The organism is Flavobacterium chuncheonense, assembly GCF_042686145.1.
Classification (GTDB): domain Bacteria; phylum Bacteroidota; class Bacteroidia; order Flavobacteriales; family Flavobacteriaceae; genus Flavobacterium; species Flavobacterium chuncheonense.
In genome coordinates, this window is record NZ_JBHUPC010000006.1 from 170,664 (window position 1) to 185,350 (window position 14,687).

Genomic DNA, 14,687 nt, shown 5'->3' on the forward strand with positions numbered 1-14,687 from the left:
AAAAGGCATGAAATTTGATTGGCTTGATGTTGTTAATATCTTTCAAAAATCCTTATTTTTGTTTATTAGCAACTTCACTATATCATTAGGCAAATTTAACACAATTTAAAGTATCAAAAAATTTAAAAAAATATTCATCCGAACGATAATAGCTATACTGCTATTTATATTGTTGTTAGGTGTGGTTTTTTCGTTGCCGTTTGTGCAAACGCAATTAGGGCATTATGCTACAAACCAACTTAACAAGGAGTTTGGAACAGATATAACTGTTGAAAAGGTTTCCATTACCCCATTTGGAAGTTTAAAATTAAAGAAAATTTTGGTGCGTGACCATCATCAAGATACTTTGTTTGCTATCAAAAGTCTTAATACGGCAATACTTCAATTTAAAAGTTTGGTTTCAGATGGGCATCCATATTTGGGTGATGTTATTATTAACGGATTGGATTGTAAACTCCGCCAATATGAGGGAGAAAAAGATACTAATTTAGACCAGTTTATTGCAATTTTTGATGATGGAAAACCTTCTTCAGGACGATTCAGAATGAAGGCTTCTTCAATGACGCTTTTTGATAGTCGTTTCCGATATATTGATGATAATTTAGAAAACCCTAAACTTCTAGATTTTACCGAATTAAACGGAAGGATAGAAGATTTTTTTATTAAAGGTGCAAACGTAAATACTTTTATTGAAAAACTGAGTTTTCATGACCATCGTGGTTTAGAAGTTGAAAATTTGACTACTGATTTCACGTATACTAAGTCGAATATTTTATTGCAAAAATTAGATTTAAAATCACCAAATTCACATCTGTTAGGTGATGTAGAGATGCGCTATAATCGAGAAGATTTTTCAGATTTTAACAATAAAGTAGTATTTGATGTTACCTTGGATAAGGCTTTTATAGCGACAAATGACTTGAATTATTTTTACAATGAATTCGGTGCAGATAATACGTTTTATTTGGATACCCATTTGAAAGGTACATTGAATGATTTTACAACGCATAATTTAAAGTTAGTAGATAAAAAGCATTCTGAAATCATTGGGACACTGAATTTTAAAAACCTGTTTAAGAAGGATGAATCGTTTAAAATTGAAGGGAATATAACGCGAATATCTTCAAATTATGCTGATTTAGGAGCAATTTTACCTCGACTATTAGGTGAAAATTTGCCTACAGCTCTTTCAAAATTAGGAACAATTAATTTATCCGGAAATTTAACTTTAACTGACAGCTATATCGATACAGATGTTTATTTAACGACACTTTTAGGTATAGTAGATGCCGATTTGGCTATTCAAGATTTAGGACACATTGATAAAGCAACGTATCAAGGAAATGTTGTTTTAGAGCAATTCAATTTGGGTAAATTTTTAGCCATTACAGAAATTGGAAAAGTTTCACTTGATTTGGATGTGGATGGTAAGGGTTTTAATCAGAAATATTTAGATACCAAGATTAAGGGAGCAGTACAAAATTTAGAATTTAATAATTATAATTATACCAACATAACTCTTGATGGTAAGATGAAATTGCCTTATTTTCAGGGGTATTTTAACAGTAACGATCCTAATTTACGTATGGACTTTAAAGGTTTGGTAGATTTAAGTTCGAAACTTAAAAAATACGATTTTATTTCTACTATCGATTATGCGGATTTACACGAATTGAATTTTGTAAACGATAGTATATCTATTTTTAAAGGGGTAATTTTACTTAATGCAAAAGGTAATAATTTTGATGATTTGAGTGGAAAATTGAATATTAGAAATGTTTCCTATCAAAACAATCAAGAAGCCTTTTACTTTGAAGATTTTAATCTGACATCGGATTTTGATGAAAACAACATTCGTACGATTGCGGTTAATTCTCCAGATATTATTAACGGTAAGGTTGTGGGTAAATTTAAAACGGCTGAATTACCAAAAATTGTAGAAAATGCTGTTGGGAGTTTATATGCAAATTATACTCCTAATAAACTGAACGAAGGACAATATTTAGATTTTGATTTTACGATTTACAATAAGATAGTAGAGGTATTTGTTCCGGAAGTATTGATTTCAGAGCATACAAAAATTAAAGGTCAAATAAACGCTGATAAAGGTAAATTTGTGTTTGACTTTGTTTCTCCTAGTATTGAGGCCTATAAAAATAGTTTCAGTAACATTAAGATAGATATTGATAATAAAAACCCTATTTATAATACTTATATAGCTATTGATAGTATTCGAAATCGAAATTATAAAATTTCCGATTTTAATTTAATTAATCTTACAATAAACGATACCTTGTTTGTTCGTTCAGAGTTTAAAGGAGGTTCTGAAAATCAAGATAATTATTCATTGAACTTGTACCACACAATTAATACGGATAAACAATCAGTTATTGGTTTTAAGAAGTCGGAGATTAACTTAAAAGATTTTGTTTGGTATATCAACGAAAAAGGAACAAATGATAATAAAATTACATTCGATAAATCGTTAAGTAATTTTAATTTCGAAAAGTTGAGTTTGTCTCATAATAACCAAGACATGAGTTTTTACGGAGCAATAAAAGATTCAACCTTTAAAGATTTACATTTGACTTTTAAGGATGTAGATTTGGAAAAAATAGTACCTTCTGTTGATAGTTTGAGTTTTAAAGGGAAAATAAATGGATTTTTGGAATTAAATCAGAAGAAAAAGGTATATAAGCCACTTTCAGAAATTAAAATTGATAATTTAAAAATTAATGAATTACCGGTAGGTGATTTTGAGTTGAATATTGATGGAAATGAAAATTTAAACTTATTTGAAGTTGATGCAAATATTACACAAAATGGAGAGGAACGTTTTTATTTGGATGGTGATTTAAAGTACATCAATAAAGAAACTAGGCTTGATTTAGATGCTGGTTTTAATAAATTTGAATTAGCTCCGTTTGGTCCTCTTTTAAGTTCGATTGTTTCGAATGTAAGAGGTAATGCATCTGGTAGAGCAGCTATAAAGGGAGTATTGACAAATCCGGAAGTGGATGGACGTTTGTATTTGAATGAATCAGGATTGAGTATACCGTATCTTAATGTAGATTATAATTTTGAGCCTAATGCAATTGTTGATGTTACTGAGCATCAGTTTTTATTCCGAAATATTCATGTAACCGATACTAAATATAATTCTAGTGGCGTGTTAAGTGGAAATGTTAGACATCTTGTATTTGACGATTGGCAAATAGATTTGGAGTTGGAATCCGATAATATTTTAGCATTAGATACCAAAGATGGTGATGATGTCTTTTATTATGGAACAGCTTTTATGAATGGTTATGCCACAGTTAAAGGACCTACAAACGCATTAGAAATTAAGGTAGTAGGAGAGTCGGAAAAAGGAACAAGTATTAAGATTCCAGTGAGTGATTCCGAAGAGATAGGAGATAATTCATTTGTAACGTTTGTTTCGGAAAAGGAATATCGAAACATGGAGAAAGGAATTGTGTCTCAGGAGAACAAGTATGAAGGTATAGAATTGGAACTTGATTTTGATATTGATACGGATGCAGAGATTGAAGTTATATTGGATCGTAATACTGGGCACTCAATGAAGGGTAGAGGTTATGGATCTATGCGAATGGAAATTAATACTTTGGGTAAGTTTTTAATGAATGGGGATTTTATCGTTGTAGAAGGAGAGTATAAATTTAAATATGGAGGTTTAATTGATAAAAAGTTTACAGTAAAAAATGGCGGAACAATACGTTGGGATGGTGAACCTATGAACGCAATTTTGGATTTAGAGGCTGTTTATCATACACAAGCCAACCCAGGAGTTTTGGTTGAAAGTGCTTCTTTTAACCGAAAAGTCGAAACAGATGTTTCAATTTTAATTACTGGAAGTTTACAAAATCCAGAACCTGATTTTAGTATTAATTTCCCGAATGTAAGTTCGGTAATGAAAAGTGAAATCGATTATCAATTACAAAATAAAGACAAACGTCAAACACAAGCATTGGCATTGTTGTCAACGGGATCCTTTATGACACCTGAAACAGCTGGAAATGCGGCTTATGGACCATTGTTTGAGCGAGCAAGTTCTTTATTTAGTGATATTTTTGCCGATGAAGATAGCAAGTTGCAATTTGGAGTCGATTATACCCAAGGAGATCGTTTGAACGATTTGTCAGATAGAGTTGGAGTAACCTTGGCAACACAGATTAATGATAAAATTTCCATTAATGGTAAAGTAGGGGTTCCAGTAGGAGGAGTAACAGAATCAGTTATTGTAGGGAATGTAGAAATTCAAATGGAGTTAAACGAAGACGGTACTTTAAGAGCTCATGTTTTTAATAGAGAAAATGATATCAATTATATAGGAGAAGGAATTGGCTATACACAAGGAATTGGGGTCACATATAGTGTCGATTTTGATAAATTTAAAGAATTGATTTACGAAATTTTTAAACGAAAAGATAAAAAACAATCCAATCAAAGTGATAATTCTTCAGATGTTCCGGATTCTGATTTACCTCCAGGATTTATTGATTTTATTAATGAGCGTAAACAACAAAATAAATCCGATGGAATTCGAAATGAAGAATTAGAATATGTTCCTGAAATTGATTAAATTTATCTTCTATGACAATAATTTCTTCTACAATAAAAAAAATCGGAGTGTTGACTTCCGGAGGAGATTCTCCAGGTATGAACGCTGCTATTCGTGCCGTAGTACGAACTTGTGCCTTTCACAATGTTGAGTGTGTTGGTATATACCGTGGTTATCAAGGAATGATTGAGGGTGATTTTAAAGAAATGGGGCCTCGTTCCGTTAATAACATAGTCAACAAAGGTGGTACTATATTAAAATCAGCACGTTCTAAAGAATTTATGACTGCAGATGGACGTAAACAAGCCTACCAACATCTTATAGATGCAGGTATTAATGCATTGGTTGTTATCGGTGGTGATGGTTCTTTTACAGGGGCTGAAGTTTTTAATAAAGAATTTAATTTTCCAGTAATGGGAATTCCTGGTACTATTGATAATGATATTTATGGTACAAGTCATACTTTAGGTTTTGATACCGCTTTGAATACCGTTGTTGAGGCTATTGATAAGATTCGCGATACCGCGAGTTCACATAATCGCTTGTTTTTTGTTGAAGTTATGGGACGCGACGCAGGTCATATTGCCTTAAATTCAGGAATTGGAGCAGGAGCGGAAGAAATTTTGATACCAGAGGAAGATTTAGGTTTAGACCGACTTGTAGAATCGTTAAAACGAAGTAAATTGTCAGGTAAGTCTTCTAGTATAGTGGTGGTTGCCGAAGGGGATAAAATTGGTAAAAATGTTTTCGAATTAAAAGATTACGTGGAAGAAAATATGCCAGAATATGATGTTCGTGTTTCTGTATTAGGACATATGCAACGTGGTGGTTCTCCTTCATGTTTTGACCGTGTTTTAGCCTCTCGCTTGGGTGTTAAGGCAGTTGAATCACTTTTGGAAGGCAAAACAAATTTCATGGTAGGACTACTTAACGACAAAGTAGCGCTTACACCCTTAACACAAGCCATTAAAGGAAATACCGAAGTGGATAGGGAATTACTTCGTGTTTCTGATATAATGACTACTTAGGATTAGTTTGAATTAAATGGTTTTAATAAGATTAAAATCATAAAACACAATATTTATGACAAAAATTAAAGTTGGAATCAATGGTTTTGGCCGTATCGGACGAATTGTTTTCAGAGAAACACTCAATAGAGATAATGTAGAAATTGTAGCTATAAATGATTTACTAGATGTCGATCATTTGGCCTATCTTTTAAAATACGATTCGGTACATGGTCCTTTTAAAGGTACTGTGGAAGTTAAAGAAGGGCATTTGTGGGTAAATGGTCAGTATATTAGAGTTACTGCAGAGAAAGATCCAACACAGTTAAATTGGAATGCTGTTGGAGTAGATGTGGTAGCTGATTGTACCGGTATTTTTACAACTTTAGAAAAAGCTAATGCGCATTTAACAGCGGGTGCTAAGAAAGTTGTAATTTCAGCACCTTCATCTGATGCACCTATGTTTGTGATGGGAGTCAATCATGATCAGGTAAAACCAACAGATACGATAGTTTCGAATGCTTCTTGTACAACAAATTGTTTGGCGCCATTAGCCAAAGTACTTCATGATAATTTTGGTATCAAAGAAGCTTTGATGACCACTGTACATGCTACAACTGCTACGCAATTAACCGTTGATGGTCCAATTCGAAAGAGTTATCGTTCGGGACGTTCGGCATTAGTAAATATTATTCCAGCTTCTACGGGAGCGGCAAAAGCTGTTACTAAAGTTATTCCAGAATTAAAAGACAAGCTTACTGGTATGGCTTTCCGTGTTCCTGTTGCTGATGTATCCGTAGTGGATTTAACTGTAAAAGTAGAAAAGGAAACTTCATATGCTGAAATCATGCGGGTTTTGAAACAAGCTTCTGAGACTTCTATGAAAGGAATTTTAGGTTTTACGGAAGATGAAGTTGTTTCTTCCGATTTTATATCGGATAAGCGTATTTCTATTATTGATGCAAATGCGGGTATTGAGCTTAATTCGACTTTTTTTAAAATTGTTTCTTGGTACGATAATGAATATGGCTATTCTTCTAAATTAATAGATTTAGTAGCCCACATTGGAAGTTTGTAAGTATTTAAATTTAAAAGATTTTAGATAGGATGGTTTGGTTTTAAGCTATATTCTTTCTGAAATTAAGATGAATATATAATGAAATTATTAGTAGATAGTGGCTCTACAAAGGCCGATTGGATTGCAACGGATAATGATGGAAATGTACTTTTTACGACGCATACTTTAGGCTTAAATCCTGAGGTTTTAAGTAGAGAAGATATTATTGCTCGTTTAAATAGTGCAACTGAAATTTTAGAGATCAAAGATCAAGCTTCAGATATATTTTTTTACGGTGCTGGTTGTGGTACTGATAGGATGAAGCGGTTTTTAGCTCAAGTTTTTCAAGAATATTTTACAAATGCTACAGTCTTAGTCAATGAAGACACTTATGCAGCGGTTTATGCGGCAACAAAAAAAGGAGATAAAGCAATTGTATGTATCTTAGGGACAGGATCAAATTGTAGTTATTTTGATGGTGAAGTTTTACATCAAAAAGTACAATCCTTGGGTTATATTGCTATGGACGATTGCAGTGGTAATCGTTTTGGACGTCATTTGATTCGGGCCTATTATTTCAATAAAATGCCAAAGGAGTTGGCACTTGAATTTGAAACGACTTTTGATTTGGATGCAGATGTTATCAAGCAAAATTTTTATAAAGAACCGAATCCGAATGCATATTTAGCAAATTTTGCTTCTTTTTTAATTAAACATAAGGATACTGTATTTTGCCAACAATTTATAACGAAAGAAATCAAAGTTTTTGTTGAAAATTATATCATGCAATTTGAGGACTATAAAGAAATTCCAGTACATTTTATTGGTTCAATCGCTTTCTTTTTGAAAGATGAAATCGAAACAATTTTAAATCAATATGGTATTACAATGGGGAAAGTGGTTTCACGCCCAATTGATGGATTAATTGAATACCATGTTTTAAATGCTTAAAAAATGAAAAAATCTTACGAAATAGCGATAATTGCACATGATGCTAAAAAAGCAGATATGGTGCAATTTTTAAATCATAATAAAGAAATTTTAATCTCTGAAAAGATAAAACTTATTGCTACAGGAACAACTGGTAGTAAAGTAGAAAACATAGGAATTAAAGTAAAAAAAATGCTTTCAGGACCACTAGGAGGTGATGCGCAAATAGCCGCTAGGGTAGCAGAAGGAAAAACGAAAATGGTTATTTTTTTTAAAGATCCTAATTCAAGTCATCCACACGAACCCGATATTAGTATGTTGATTCGCATTTGTGATGTACATAATGTGCCATTGGCCACAAATGGAGCAACGGCACAATTATTATTAAATGCTTTAACGATTGATTAAGCTTCTTTTGAAGCCATCATTGAAATTTCAACATTTACATTTTTAGGTAAACAAGCAACTTGAACCGTTTCTCTTGCAGGAGCGGTTTTTTCGTTAAAATAACTACCGTATACTCCGTTAATTTTAGCAAAATCATTCATATCACTAATGAAAATGGTAGTTTTAAAAACATTTTCAAAGGTCATATCTGCAGCTTCTAAAACAGCTTTCATATTTTCCATTACTTGTTTCGTTTCTATCTCAATATCTGAAAGAACCAATTCACCGGTACTTGGGTCAATGGCAATTTGACCTGAAGTGTATAAAATTCCACCTGCTAATACCGCTTGGTTATATGGACCAATAGGAGCAGGTGCTTTTTCTGTAAAAATTATCTTTTTCATATGTTTTATATTATCTGAATACGCGATCTGGAATTTGTCTTTTTTCCCATTTAATGTCACTCAATACTGAAGATGAAATTCCAATAAAGAATCCCCAATATGCATTAGGACCATATGGAACCCAGTTGAAGCTCATTCTCCAACTTTCTAAATCTCTTTCAAATCGAAATTGAGTAAAAGTAACGCCTCTTTGTTTGAAGTCGTAACCAGAAGAGAATCCTACTTTCCAACGTGGTGCTAGTTCAATATTACCAGATGCCATTAAGGAATTGTTGCTGATTTCGCTTTGGCGGTTTGTATTGTTATAGGTAACAGAGTATGCTAAACGAAGATCCCAAGGCAGTTTTGTATTGTACCATTCATCATTAGAATCTTCTCCTTCTTTGTCTTTCTTGTTGAATAAACTTTGGCGGCTATCGCTCAAATCGGCACCTGTACCAAATAAATCATCATTACGGCCACCATTTAAAGCGGTTTGACTTTCCGTTTGAGTTGTAGTTTCTTTATTGTCTTTAGCTAAATCATTACTTGAAAAAGAGTAATTAATGGTCATGTTTGCACTAGTCATGCGGAATAAACTACCTCCATTATCAATATTAAAAGTCTCGATTCTTTTTCCTGAATTGTCAATAGCGTATGGGTCAAGTGTAGTAGCAAAGTTCACATTCATTTTTTGCTTGAATAACTGGGTACCACCACTAATTCTTAAAGGAGCTAAAGCTAAAGAATCAGCAGCTAAATTATAGCTTGTTGCTAAATTTAAGTTATTTAAAAGCATAACCTTTTTAGGTTCATCTTTTTTACTGTCTTTGTCTCTTACTTTAGCTTCGAAAGTGTTACTTAATGATAAACCAACGCTACTTGCATAATCGTTCCCTGGAGTCCCGAAAAGTCCGCTTTCAAAGCGAGTAAAATTATCCATATTGTTCCCTGTAGCATCAATTGCATAGGTGTCGTAATATTGGTCAAAAGCAGGAGTGTAGTTATAAGAAATACCAGGGCGCATTACGTGGCGAATAGCCTGAATCTTTTTATCTTCTCCAAAATTAAATGTACCGTAAATAGTTGTTCCAATATTAGCAGCAAAATTATAGGTTCTAAAGGCATCAAAACCTTTAACATCTTCAGTAATAATTTTGTTTTGCGCGGCACTATAATACTTATCTATTGTATTAAAAGTCCAAACTTCATTATAGTTTGCAGATGTAGAAACACTAAAATACTTGAATACTTTAAAATTTGTACTTAAAGGTATAGAGTGTTGAAACCCTGATTTTGCATCTCTAAACATTTGTGGTTTAAAAAACAATGAATCAGCAGTTGTAATTCTATTTTCTCCTCTTAGATTATACTGAAAGTTAATATTTTTAAAAAATCCTTTTTTAACACCATCTTTTGGAGCAAATGGAAAAATACGATCCACACTTGCTTGTAGTGTCGGAAGCGTCATGTTGATTAGTTCAGTATTGGTGTTTTGATTATGCGTTGCTGCAAGTGAAAAATTAACTTGTGGGACAGTTTGAAAAGTATGCGAATAGGAAACAGAAGAACTCAAGTTATTGTTTAAACTAGAACCAATATTAGCTACATTTACCGATTGTCTAAAATACTGGCTACTTCCTAAGTTTACAGAAGCAGAGAATCTTGAATTAGCAGAAGCTTTAGCATCTTGACTATGACTCCATTGAATATTATACTGTTTAGAGCGGGCATAATCAGGAAAGCCTTTTTCTCCTTGTATGTTGTGTTCGAATCTGAAATTCATCCGACCGTTAAATTTATAACGCTTAGCATAACTACTCTCAAATCGTAAACCATAACTACCATTGGTGTAGTAATCCCCTAGAATGGCTAAGTCATAATAATCGCTTAATGCAAAATAATACCCTCCATTTTGTAAAAAGTAACCTTGTTGATTGGATTGCCCTGGCGTTGGCATAATAAATCCAGAGGTACTTTCGTCTGTCATGGGAAAGTAAGCAAACGGTAAAAATAAAGGAGTAGGGACATCTTGTATTACTAAGTTCGTTCCGCCAACCACAACTTTTTTATTAGGTACAAATTTTACTTTCGAGACTAAGAAATAATATTCTGGATCTTCAATGTTTTTTGAAGTTGTAATTCGGGCATTTTTTAAGAAATAAACCGAATCATTTTCTCGTTTTGAAATTTCAGATTTGATATTTAAATCCCCTTGTTTGGTTCTAGAATTCCAAACTAAAGCTTTTTTGGTTTTGAAATTGAATCGAATGGAGTCGGGTTCAATTACGTTACTTCCTTGTGTGAATATAGGTGATTGTGTGTAATTGCCCAAACTGTCTTTTATGCGTCCAGCGTAAACTTCATTATTATCATAATCAACAACTATAATTCCTGATTTTAATTGTATGTCGGTATAGTATAATTCAGCTTCGTTATAAAGCGTCATTTGTTTTGTTCGCTGGTCCACGCGCTCGTAATCTTTTGCCTTTCGCTTTACGATACCTTCTAAAGCTCCTTTTTTCTTTACTACTGTGTCTTTTTTTGTAGTAGTTTCCTCTTTAACAGAGTCGTTTTTTGTAGTAATATTCAGAGTGTTTTCAGGAAGGGGTAAACTGCTTTTATTGAGCTTGATGGAATCTTTTTGCTTTAAATCTTGTGAAAAAACAGCAGTATTCCCATTTGTTAGAAAAATTGCTAATAAAACGATATGAAATAACTTGGTACGCAATCCTATTAATAGTATTTTTGTAAAAATTTGGCTCACTTTTTGAAGTGTCAAACTTACATATATTTTTTTGCAAAAATAAGCTTTTAATAAAATTATAACTATGCTAATAAAAACTAAAATTTCAATACTTTCAAAAAAAGCAACTTTTCTTTTATTTGTAGGGGTATTGCCTTTTTCTTTTAACGCAGTATTTGCACAAACAAAACCAAAATTTAAAGTTGTGCTAGATGCTGGACACGGGGGTACTGATCCAGGAAATTCTTATCACGGATATGTTGAGAAAAACATAGCCCTGCAAACTACACTTTTAGTTGGTGATATTTTAGAAAAATACAATGATATTGAAATTTTATACACTCGTAAAAAAGATATTTTTATTGAGTTAAAAGATCGCCCAAAGGTAGCCAATGAAGCGGATGCCGATTTGTTTGTTTCGATACACTGTAATTCTGTTAAGAATTTTGGACCAATGGGAACTGAAACATTCGTAATGGGATTATCGCGTAGTAATACCAATTTAGAAGTCGCTAAAAACGAGAACTCGGTAATTTTATTAGAAAAGGATTATAAAGAGAAATATAACGGTTTTGATCCTAACCGTCCAGAATCGTTTATCGGGTTAAAAATTTTACAAGAAGAATATTTATCGCAAAGTATTGAGTTAGCCTCAAAAATTGAAAATGCTTTTTCAACAAAATTGAAGAGAAATAGCAGAGGGGTTAAGCAAGCGCCATTGTGGGTCTTAGACGCATCTTACATGCCGAGTGTTTTAATTGAGTTGGGTTTTCTTTCTAATAAAACAGAAGGTGCTTATTTGAATTCAGATGCTGGTAAAAATGATATGGCAAAAGCAATAGCTGAAGCCGTTTTGGAATACAAGAAGCAATTTTATAATTCATCTGGTTCAACAGAAGCGTATGTACCAACTGTGACGACCACAATACCAAAAGAGAATAAGGAGCCTGCAGTTGAAACGGTGCAAGGTGTGGTTTTTAAAGTTCAGATTTCTGCGAGTAGCCGAAAATTAGAAACTAGCCCGTCAAATTTTAAAGGACTATCTTCTATATCAGTAGAACAGGTGGGGAAAGTTTATAAGTATTTCTATGGTAATGAAAATGATTATCAGATGATTAATAAACGCATGTCTGAAGCCAAAGCAAAAGGTTATAAAGATGCTTATATTGTAGCTTATAAAGACGGAGTAAAAATTAGCCTATCGGAAGCAATTAAATAAAATAAAGTTTTATTTTTGTTAAAAATAAAGAAAGCTTTGAAATTAACAAGAGAAATTAAGACCGCAATTTTAGTCATTTCATCTATTTTGCTGTTTGTCTGGGGTTACAGTTTTTTAAAAGGGAAAGATTTATTCAGTACCAACAAAAAGTTATACGTTAATTATGAGAATGTCGCAGGGTTAGTTACTTCAGCTCCTGTTACGTTAAATGGGTTAAAAATAGGGAAGGTTAATAGTATTTCTATTGAACCTGATGGTAGGTTATTAGTAGAGTTGTTAATCATGAATGATTTTCCTATCTCAAAATCAAGTGTGGCAGAGATTTACGATTCAGGTTTAGTTGGAGGACGTGAAATTGCCATTATTCTTAACTTAGAAGATCAAAATTATGCTGTTTCCGGTGATTTCTTAACTCCTTCTAATAAATTGGGACTTACAGATGCATTGGCAAAGCAAATTGAACCATTGAAAGATAAAGTTGAAAAACTTTTGGATAATGCAAATACTCTGTTCGCTAATGTTAATCAAATTTTAGACGAAAATACCAAGAACAATTTACAGCATGCTATTGCAGAAATGAATAAAACCATGACTGAATTTAGCAGTGCTTCAAAAAGTTTAAATCAATTATTAGCTACTAATAAAGGTAAATTAGACACCACATTCAGTAATTTAGATAGAATGTCATCTAATTTTGCTACTATTTCCGATTCGTTAGCCCAAGCTAATTTAGGACAAACCGTTGAGAACTTACAAAAGACTTTAGCAAGTGTTGATAAATTAATGCTTGGTATGCAAAATGGTGAAGGTACTATGGGTAAACTTATGAAAGATGAAACCATGTACAACAACTTCTCTTCTGCATCTAAAGAATTAGAATTACTATTAGAAGATTTAAGACTACACCCTACACGATACATAAACGTTTCGGTTTTTGGAAAAAAAGAGAAACCATACGTAGCACCAGAGTTTAAAGAACAAAGCCAACCAACTAATTAATTACAATCAAGATGAGTTTTTTACCTAATCTTTTATTTGCCATTATTTTATTCTTAGGAATTGGATATTTTGCTAAAAATGTAAAAAAGTTAATTCGTAACATTAAGTTAGGTCAAAATGTTGATCGAACTGATAATCCATCTGCGCGTTGGAATAATATGTTGATGATTGCATTAGGACAATCAAAAATGGTAAAACGTCCTGTTGCAGGTTTTTTACATATTGTAGTGTACGTAGGTTTTATCATAATCAACATTGAAGTTTTAGAAATTATCATTGATGGATTATTTGGTACACACCGTGTTTTTAGTTTCTTAGGTGGTTTTTATAATGTGTTGATTGGTTCTTTTGAAGTATTAGCATTCTTAGTTTTAGTAGCGGTTATTGTGTTTTGGACAAGACGTAATATTATAAAATTACAGCGCTTTTGGAAACCAGAAATGCAAGGTTTTCCTAAGAATGACGCTAACTACATTCTATATTTTGAAATGGTATTGATGTCGCTTTTTTTACTAATGAATGCCGCTGATTTTCATTTACAACATGTAAGTGGTGGATTTGGTCATTACAATCAAGCAGGAAGTTTCCCAATTTCTCAATTTATTGCTCCATTATTTGATGGTATGAGCAATTCAGCTGTGTTTATAATTGAAAGAGGCGCTTGGTGGTTGCATATTACAGGTATTTTAGTATTCTTAAATTACTTATACTTCTCAAAACATTTACATATTTTATTAGCTTTCCCAAATACTTATTTTGCAAATTTGAATCCACAAGGACAATTTAATAATTTGGAAAGTGTTACCAACGAAGTTAAGCTAATGATGGACCCTTCAGCTGATCCTTTTGCTGCTCCAGCTAATCCAGATGCTGTGCCTGCAAAATTCGGTGCTTCTGATGTGCAAGATTTAAATTGGGTTCAATTGTTAAATGCATATACTTGTACAGAATGTGGACGTTGTACCTCTTCATGTCCGGCAAATCAAACAGGAAAAAAACTGTCACCGCGAAAGATCATGATGGATACGCGTGATCGTTTGGAGGAAGTTGGTAAAAATATTGATGCGAATAACGGTGTTTTTCTAGAAGACGGTAAGTCATTATTGAATGATTATATTACTCCAGAAGAACTTTGGGCATGTACTACATGTAATGCATGTGTGGAAGAATGTCCAGTAAACATCAGTCCATTATCAATTATAATGGATATGCGTCGTTATTTGGTAATGGAGCAGAGTGCTGCACCAATGGAATTAAATTCTATGATGGCTAATATTGAGAATAATGGAGCACCTTGGCCTTATAACCAAATGGATCGCTTAAATTGGAAAGACGAGGCTTAATCATTAGAGCGATTATTACAAATTGTAAATCATA

Annotated in this window: 10 protein-coding genes; 8 read left to right on the forward strand and 2 right to left on the reverse strand. The window is 32.8% G+C overall.

Annotation, left to right across the window (positions count from 1 at the left end; genetic code table 11):
• The first annotated feature begins 202 nt into the window (after positions 1-202).
• The 5 genes from ACFS5J_RS01040 (at position 203) to ACFS5J_RS01060 (ending at position 7,984) form a co-directional block, all read left to right on the forward strand.
• Complete coding sequence (locus ACFS5J_RS01040) at positions 203-4,603, forward strand: translocation/assembly module TamB domain-containing protein (protein WP_379810061.1); 4,401 nt, start codon at positions 203-205, stop codon at positions 4,601-4,603.
• Positions 4,604-4,623: 20 nt separating this feature from the next.
• Complete coding sequence (gene pfkA, locus ACFS5J_RS01045; protein ID WP_379810199.1) at positions 4,624-5,610, forward strand: 6-phosphofructokinase; 987 nt, start codon at positions 4,624-4,626, stop codon at positions 5,608-5,610.
• A 55-nt stretch (positions 5,611-5,665) separates the two neighbouring features.
• A complete protein-coding gene (gene gap / locus ACFS5J_RS01050; protein WP_379810063.1) occupies positions 5,666-6,667 on the forward strand; it encodes a type I glyceraldehyde-3-phosphate dehydrogenase in 1,002 nt (333 codons plus the stop codon).
• 78 nt (positions 6,668-6,745) lie between these two features.
• Entirely contained in the window at positions 6,746-7,597 is an 852-nt protein-coding gene (locus ACFS5J_RS01055) for an N-acetylglucosamine kinase (protein WP_379810064.1), read from the forward strand.
• A gap of 3 nt (positions 7,598-7,600) precedes the next feature.
• Positions 7,601-7,984: a methylglyoxal synthase gene (locus tag ACFS5J_RS01060; protein WP_379810065.1), complete on the forward strand. Its 384-nt coding sequence runs from the start codon at positions 7,601-7,603 to the stop codon at positions 7,982-7,984.
• Here ACFS5J_RS01060 and ACFS5J_RS01065 read toward each other — a convergent pair.
• A complete protein-coding gene (locus ACFS5J_RS01065) occupies positions 7,981-8,367 on the reverse strand; it encodes a RidA family protein (protein ID WP_379810068.1) in 387 nt (128 codons plus the stop codon). The two genes, ACFS5J_RS01060 and ACFS5J_RS01065, sit on opposite strands and share 4 nt — an antisense overlap.
• Before the next feature lie 10 nt (positions 8,368-8,377).
• Positions 8,378-11,113 (reverse strand): putative LPS assembly protein LptD, encoded by a 2,736-nt coding sequence (locus ACFS5J_RS01070; RefSeq protein ID WP_379810069.1) that lies wholly within the window; start codon positions 11,111-11,113, stop codon positions 8,378-8,380.
• A 64-nt stretch (positions 11,114-11,177) separates the two neighbouring features.
• Between ACFS5J_RS01070 and ACFS5J_RS01075 the strand changes: the two genes are divergently transcribed.
• The 3 genes from ACFS5J_RS01075 to ACFS5J_RS01085 are packed head-to-tail and all read left to right on the forward strand — an operon-like array spanning position 11,178 to position 14,653.
• Positions 11,178-12,311 (forward strand): N-acetylmuramoyl-L-alanine amidase family protein, encoded by a 1,134-nt coding sequence (locus ACFS5J_RS01075; protein WP_379810070.1) that lies wholly within the window; start codon positions 11,178-11,180, stop codon positions 12,309-12,311.
• A gap of 36 nt (positions 12,312-12,347) precedes the next feature.
• Entirely contained in the window at positions 12,348-13,310 is a 963-nt protein-coding gene (locus ACFS5J_RS01080) for an MlaD family protein (protein WP_379810071.1), read from the forward strand.
• 11 nt (positions 13,311-13,321) lie between these two features.
• Positions 13,322-14,653: a 4Fe-4S dicluster domain-containing protein gene (locus ACFS5J_RS01085; protein ID WP_379810072.1), complete on the forward strand. Its 1,332-nt coding sequence runs from the start codon at positions 13,322-13,324 to the stop codon at positions 14,651-14,653.
• Positions 14,654-14,687: the final 34 nt, after the last annotated feature.

What these genes read in the sequence shown, in the direction of transcription:
- gap (WP_379810063.1), top strand. Translation starts at nt 5,666, where the DNA reads ATGACAAAAATTAAAGTTGGAATCAATGGTTTTGGCCGTATCGGACGA.
- ACFS5J_RS01055 (WP_379810064.1), top strand. Translation starts at nt 6,746, where the DNA reads ATGAAATTATTAGTAGATAGTGGCTCTACAAAGGCCGATTGGATTGCA.
- ACFS5J_RS01060 (WP_379810065.1), top strand. Translation starts at nt 7,601, where the DNA reads ATGAAAAAATCTTACGAAATAGCGATAATTGCACATGATGCTAAAAAA.
- ACFS5J_RS01065 (WP_379810068.1), bottom strand. Translation starts at nt 8,367, where the DNA reads ATGAAAAAGATAATTTTTACAGAAAAAGCACCTGCTCCTATTGGTCCA.
- ACFS5J_RS01075 (WP_379810070.1), top strand. Translation starts at nt 11,178, where the DNA reads ATGCTAATAAAAACTAAAATTTCAATACTTTCAAAAAAAGCAACTTTT.
- ACFS5J_RS01085 (WP_379810072.1), top strand. Translation starts at nt 13,322, where the DNA reads ATGAGTTTTTTACCTAATCTTTTATTTGCCATTATTTTATTCTTAGGA.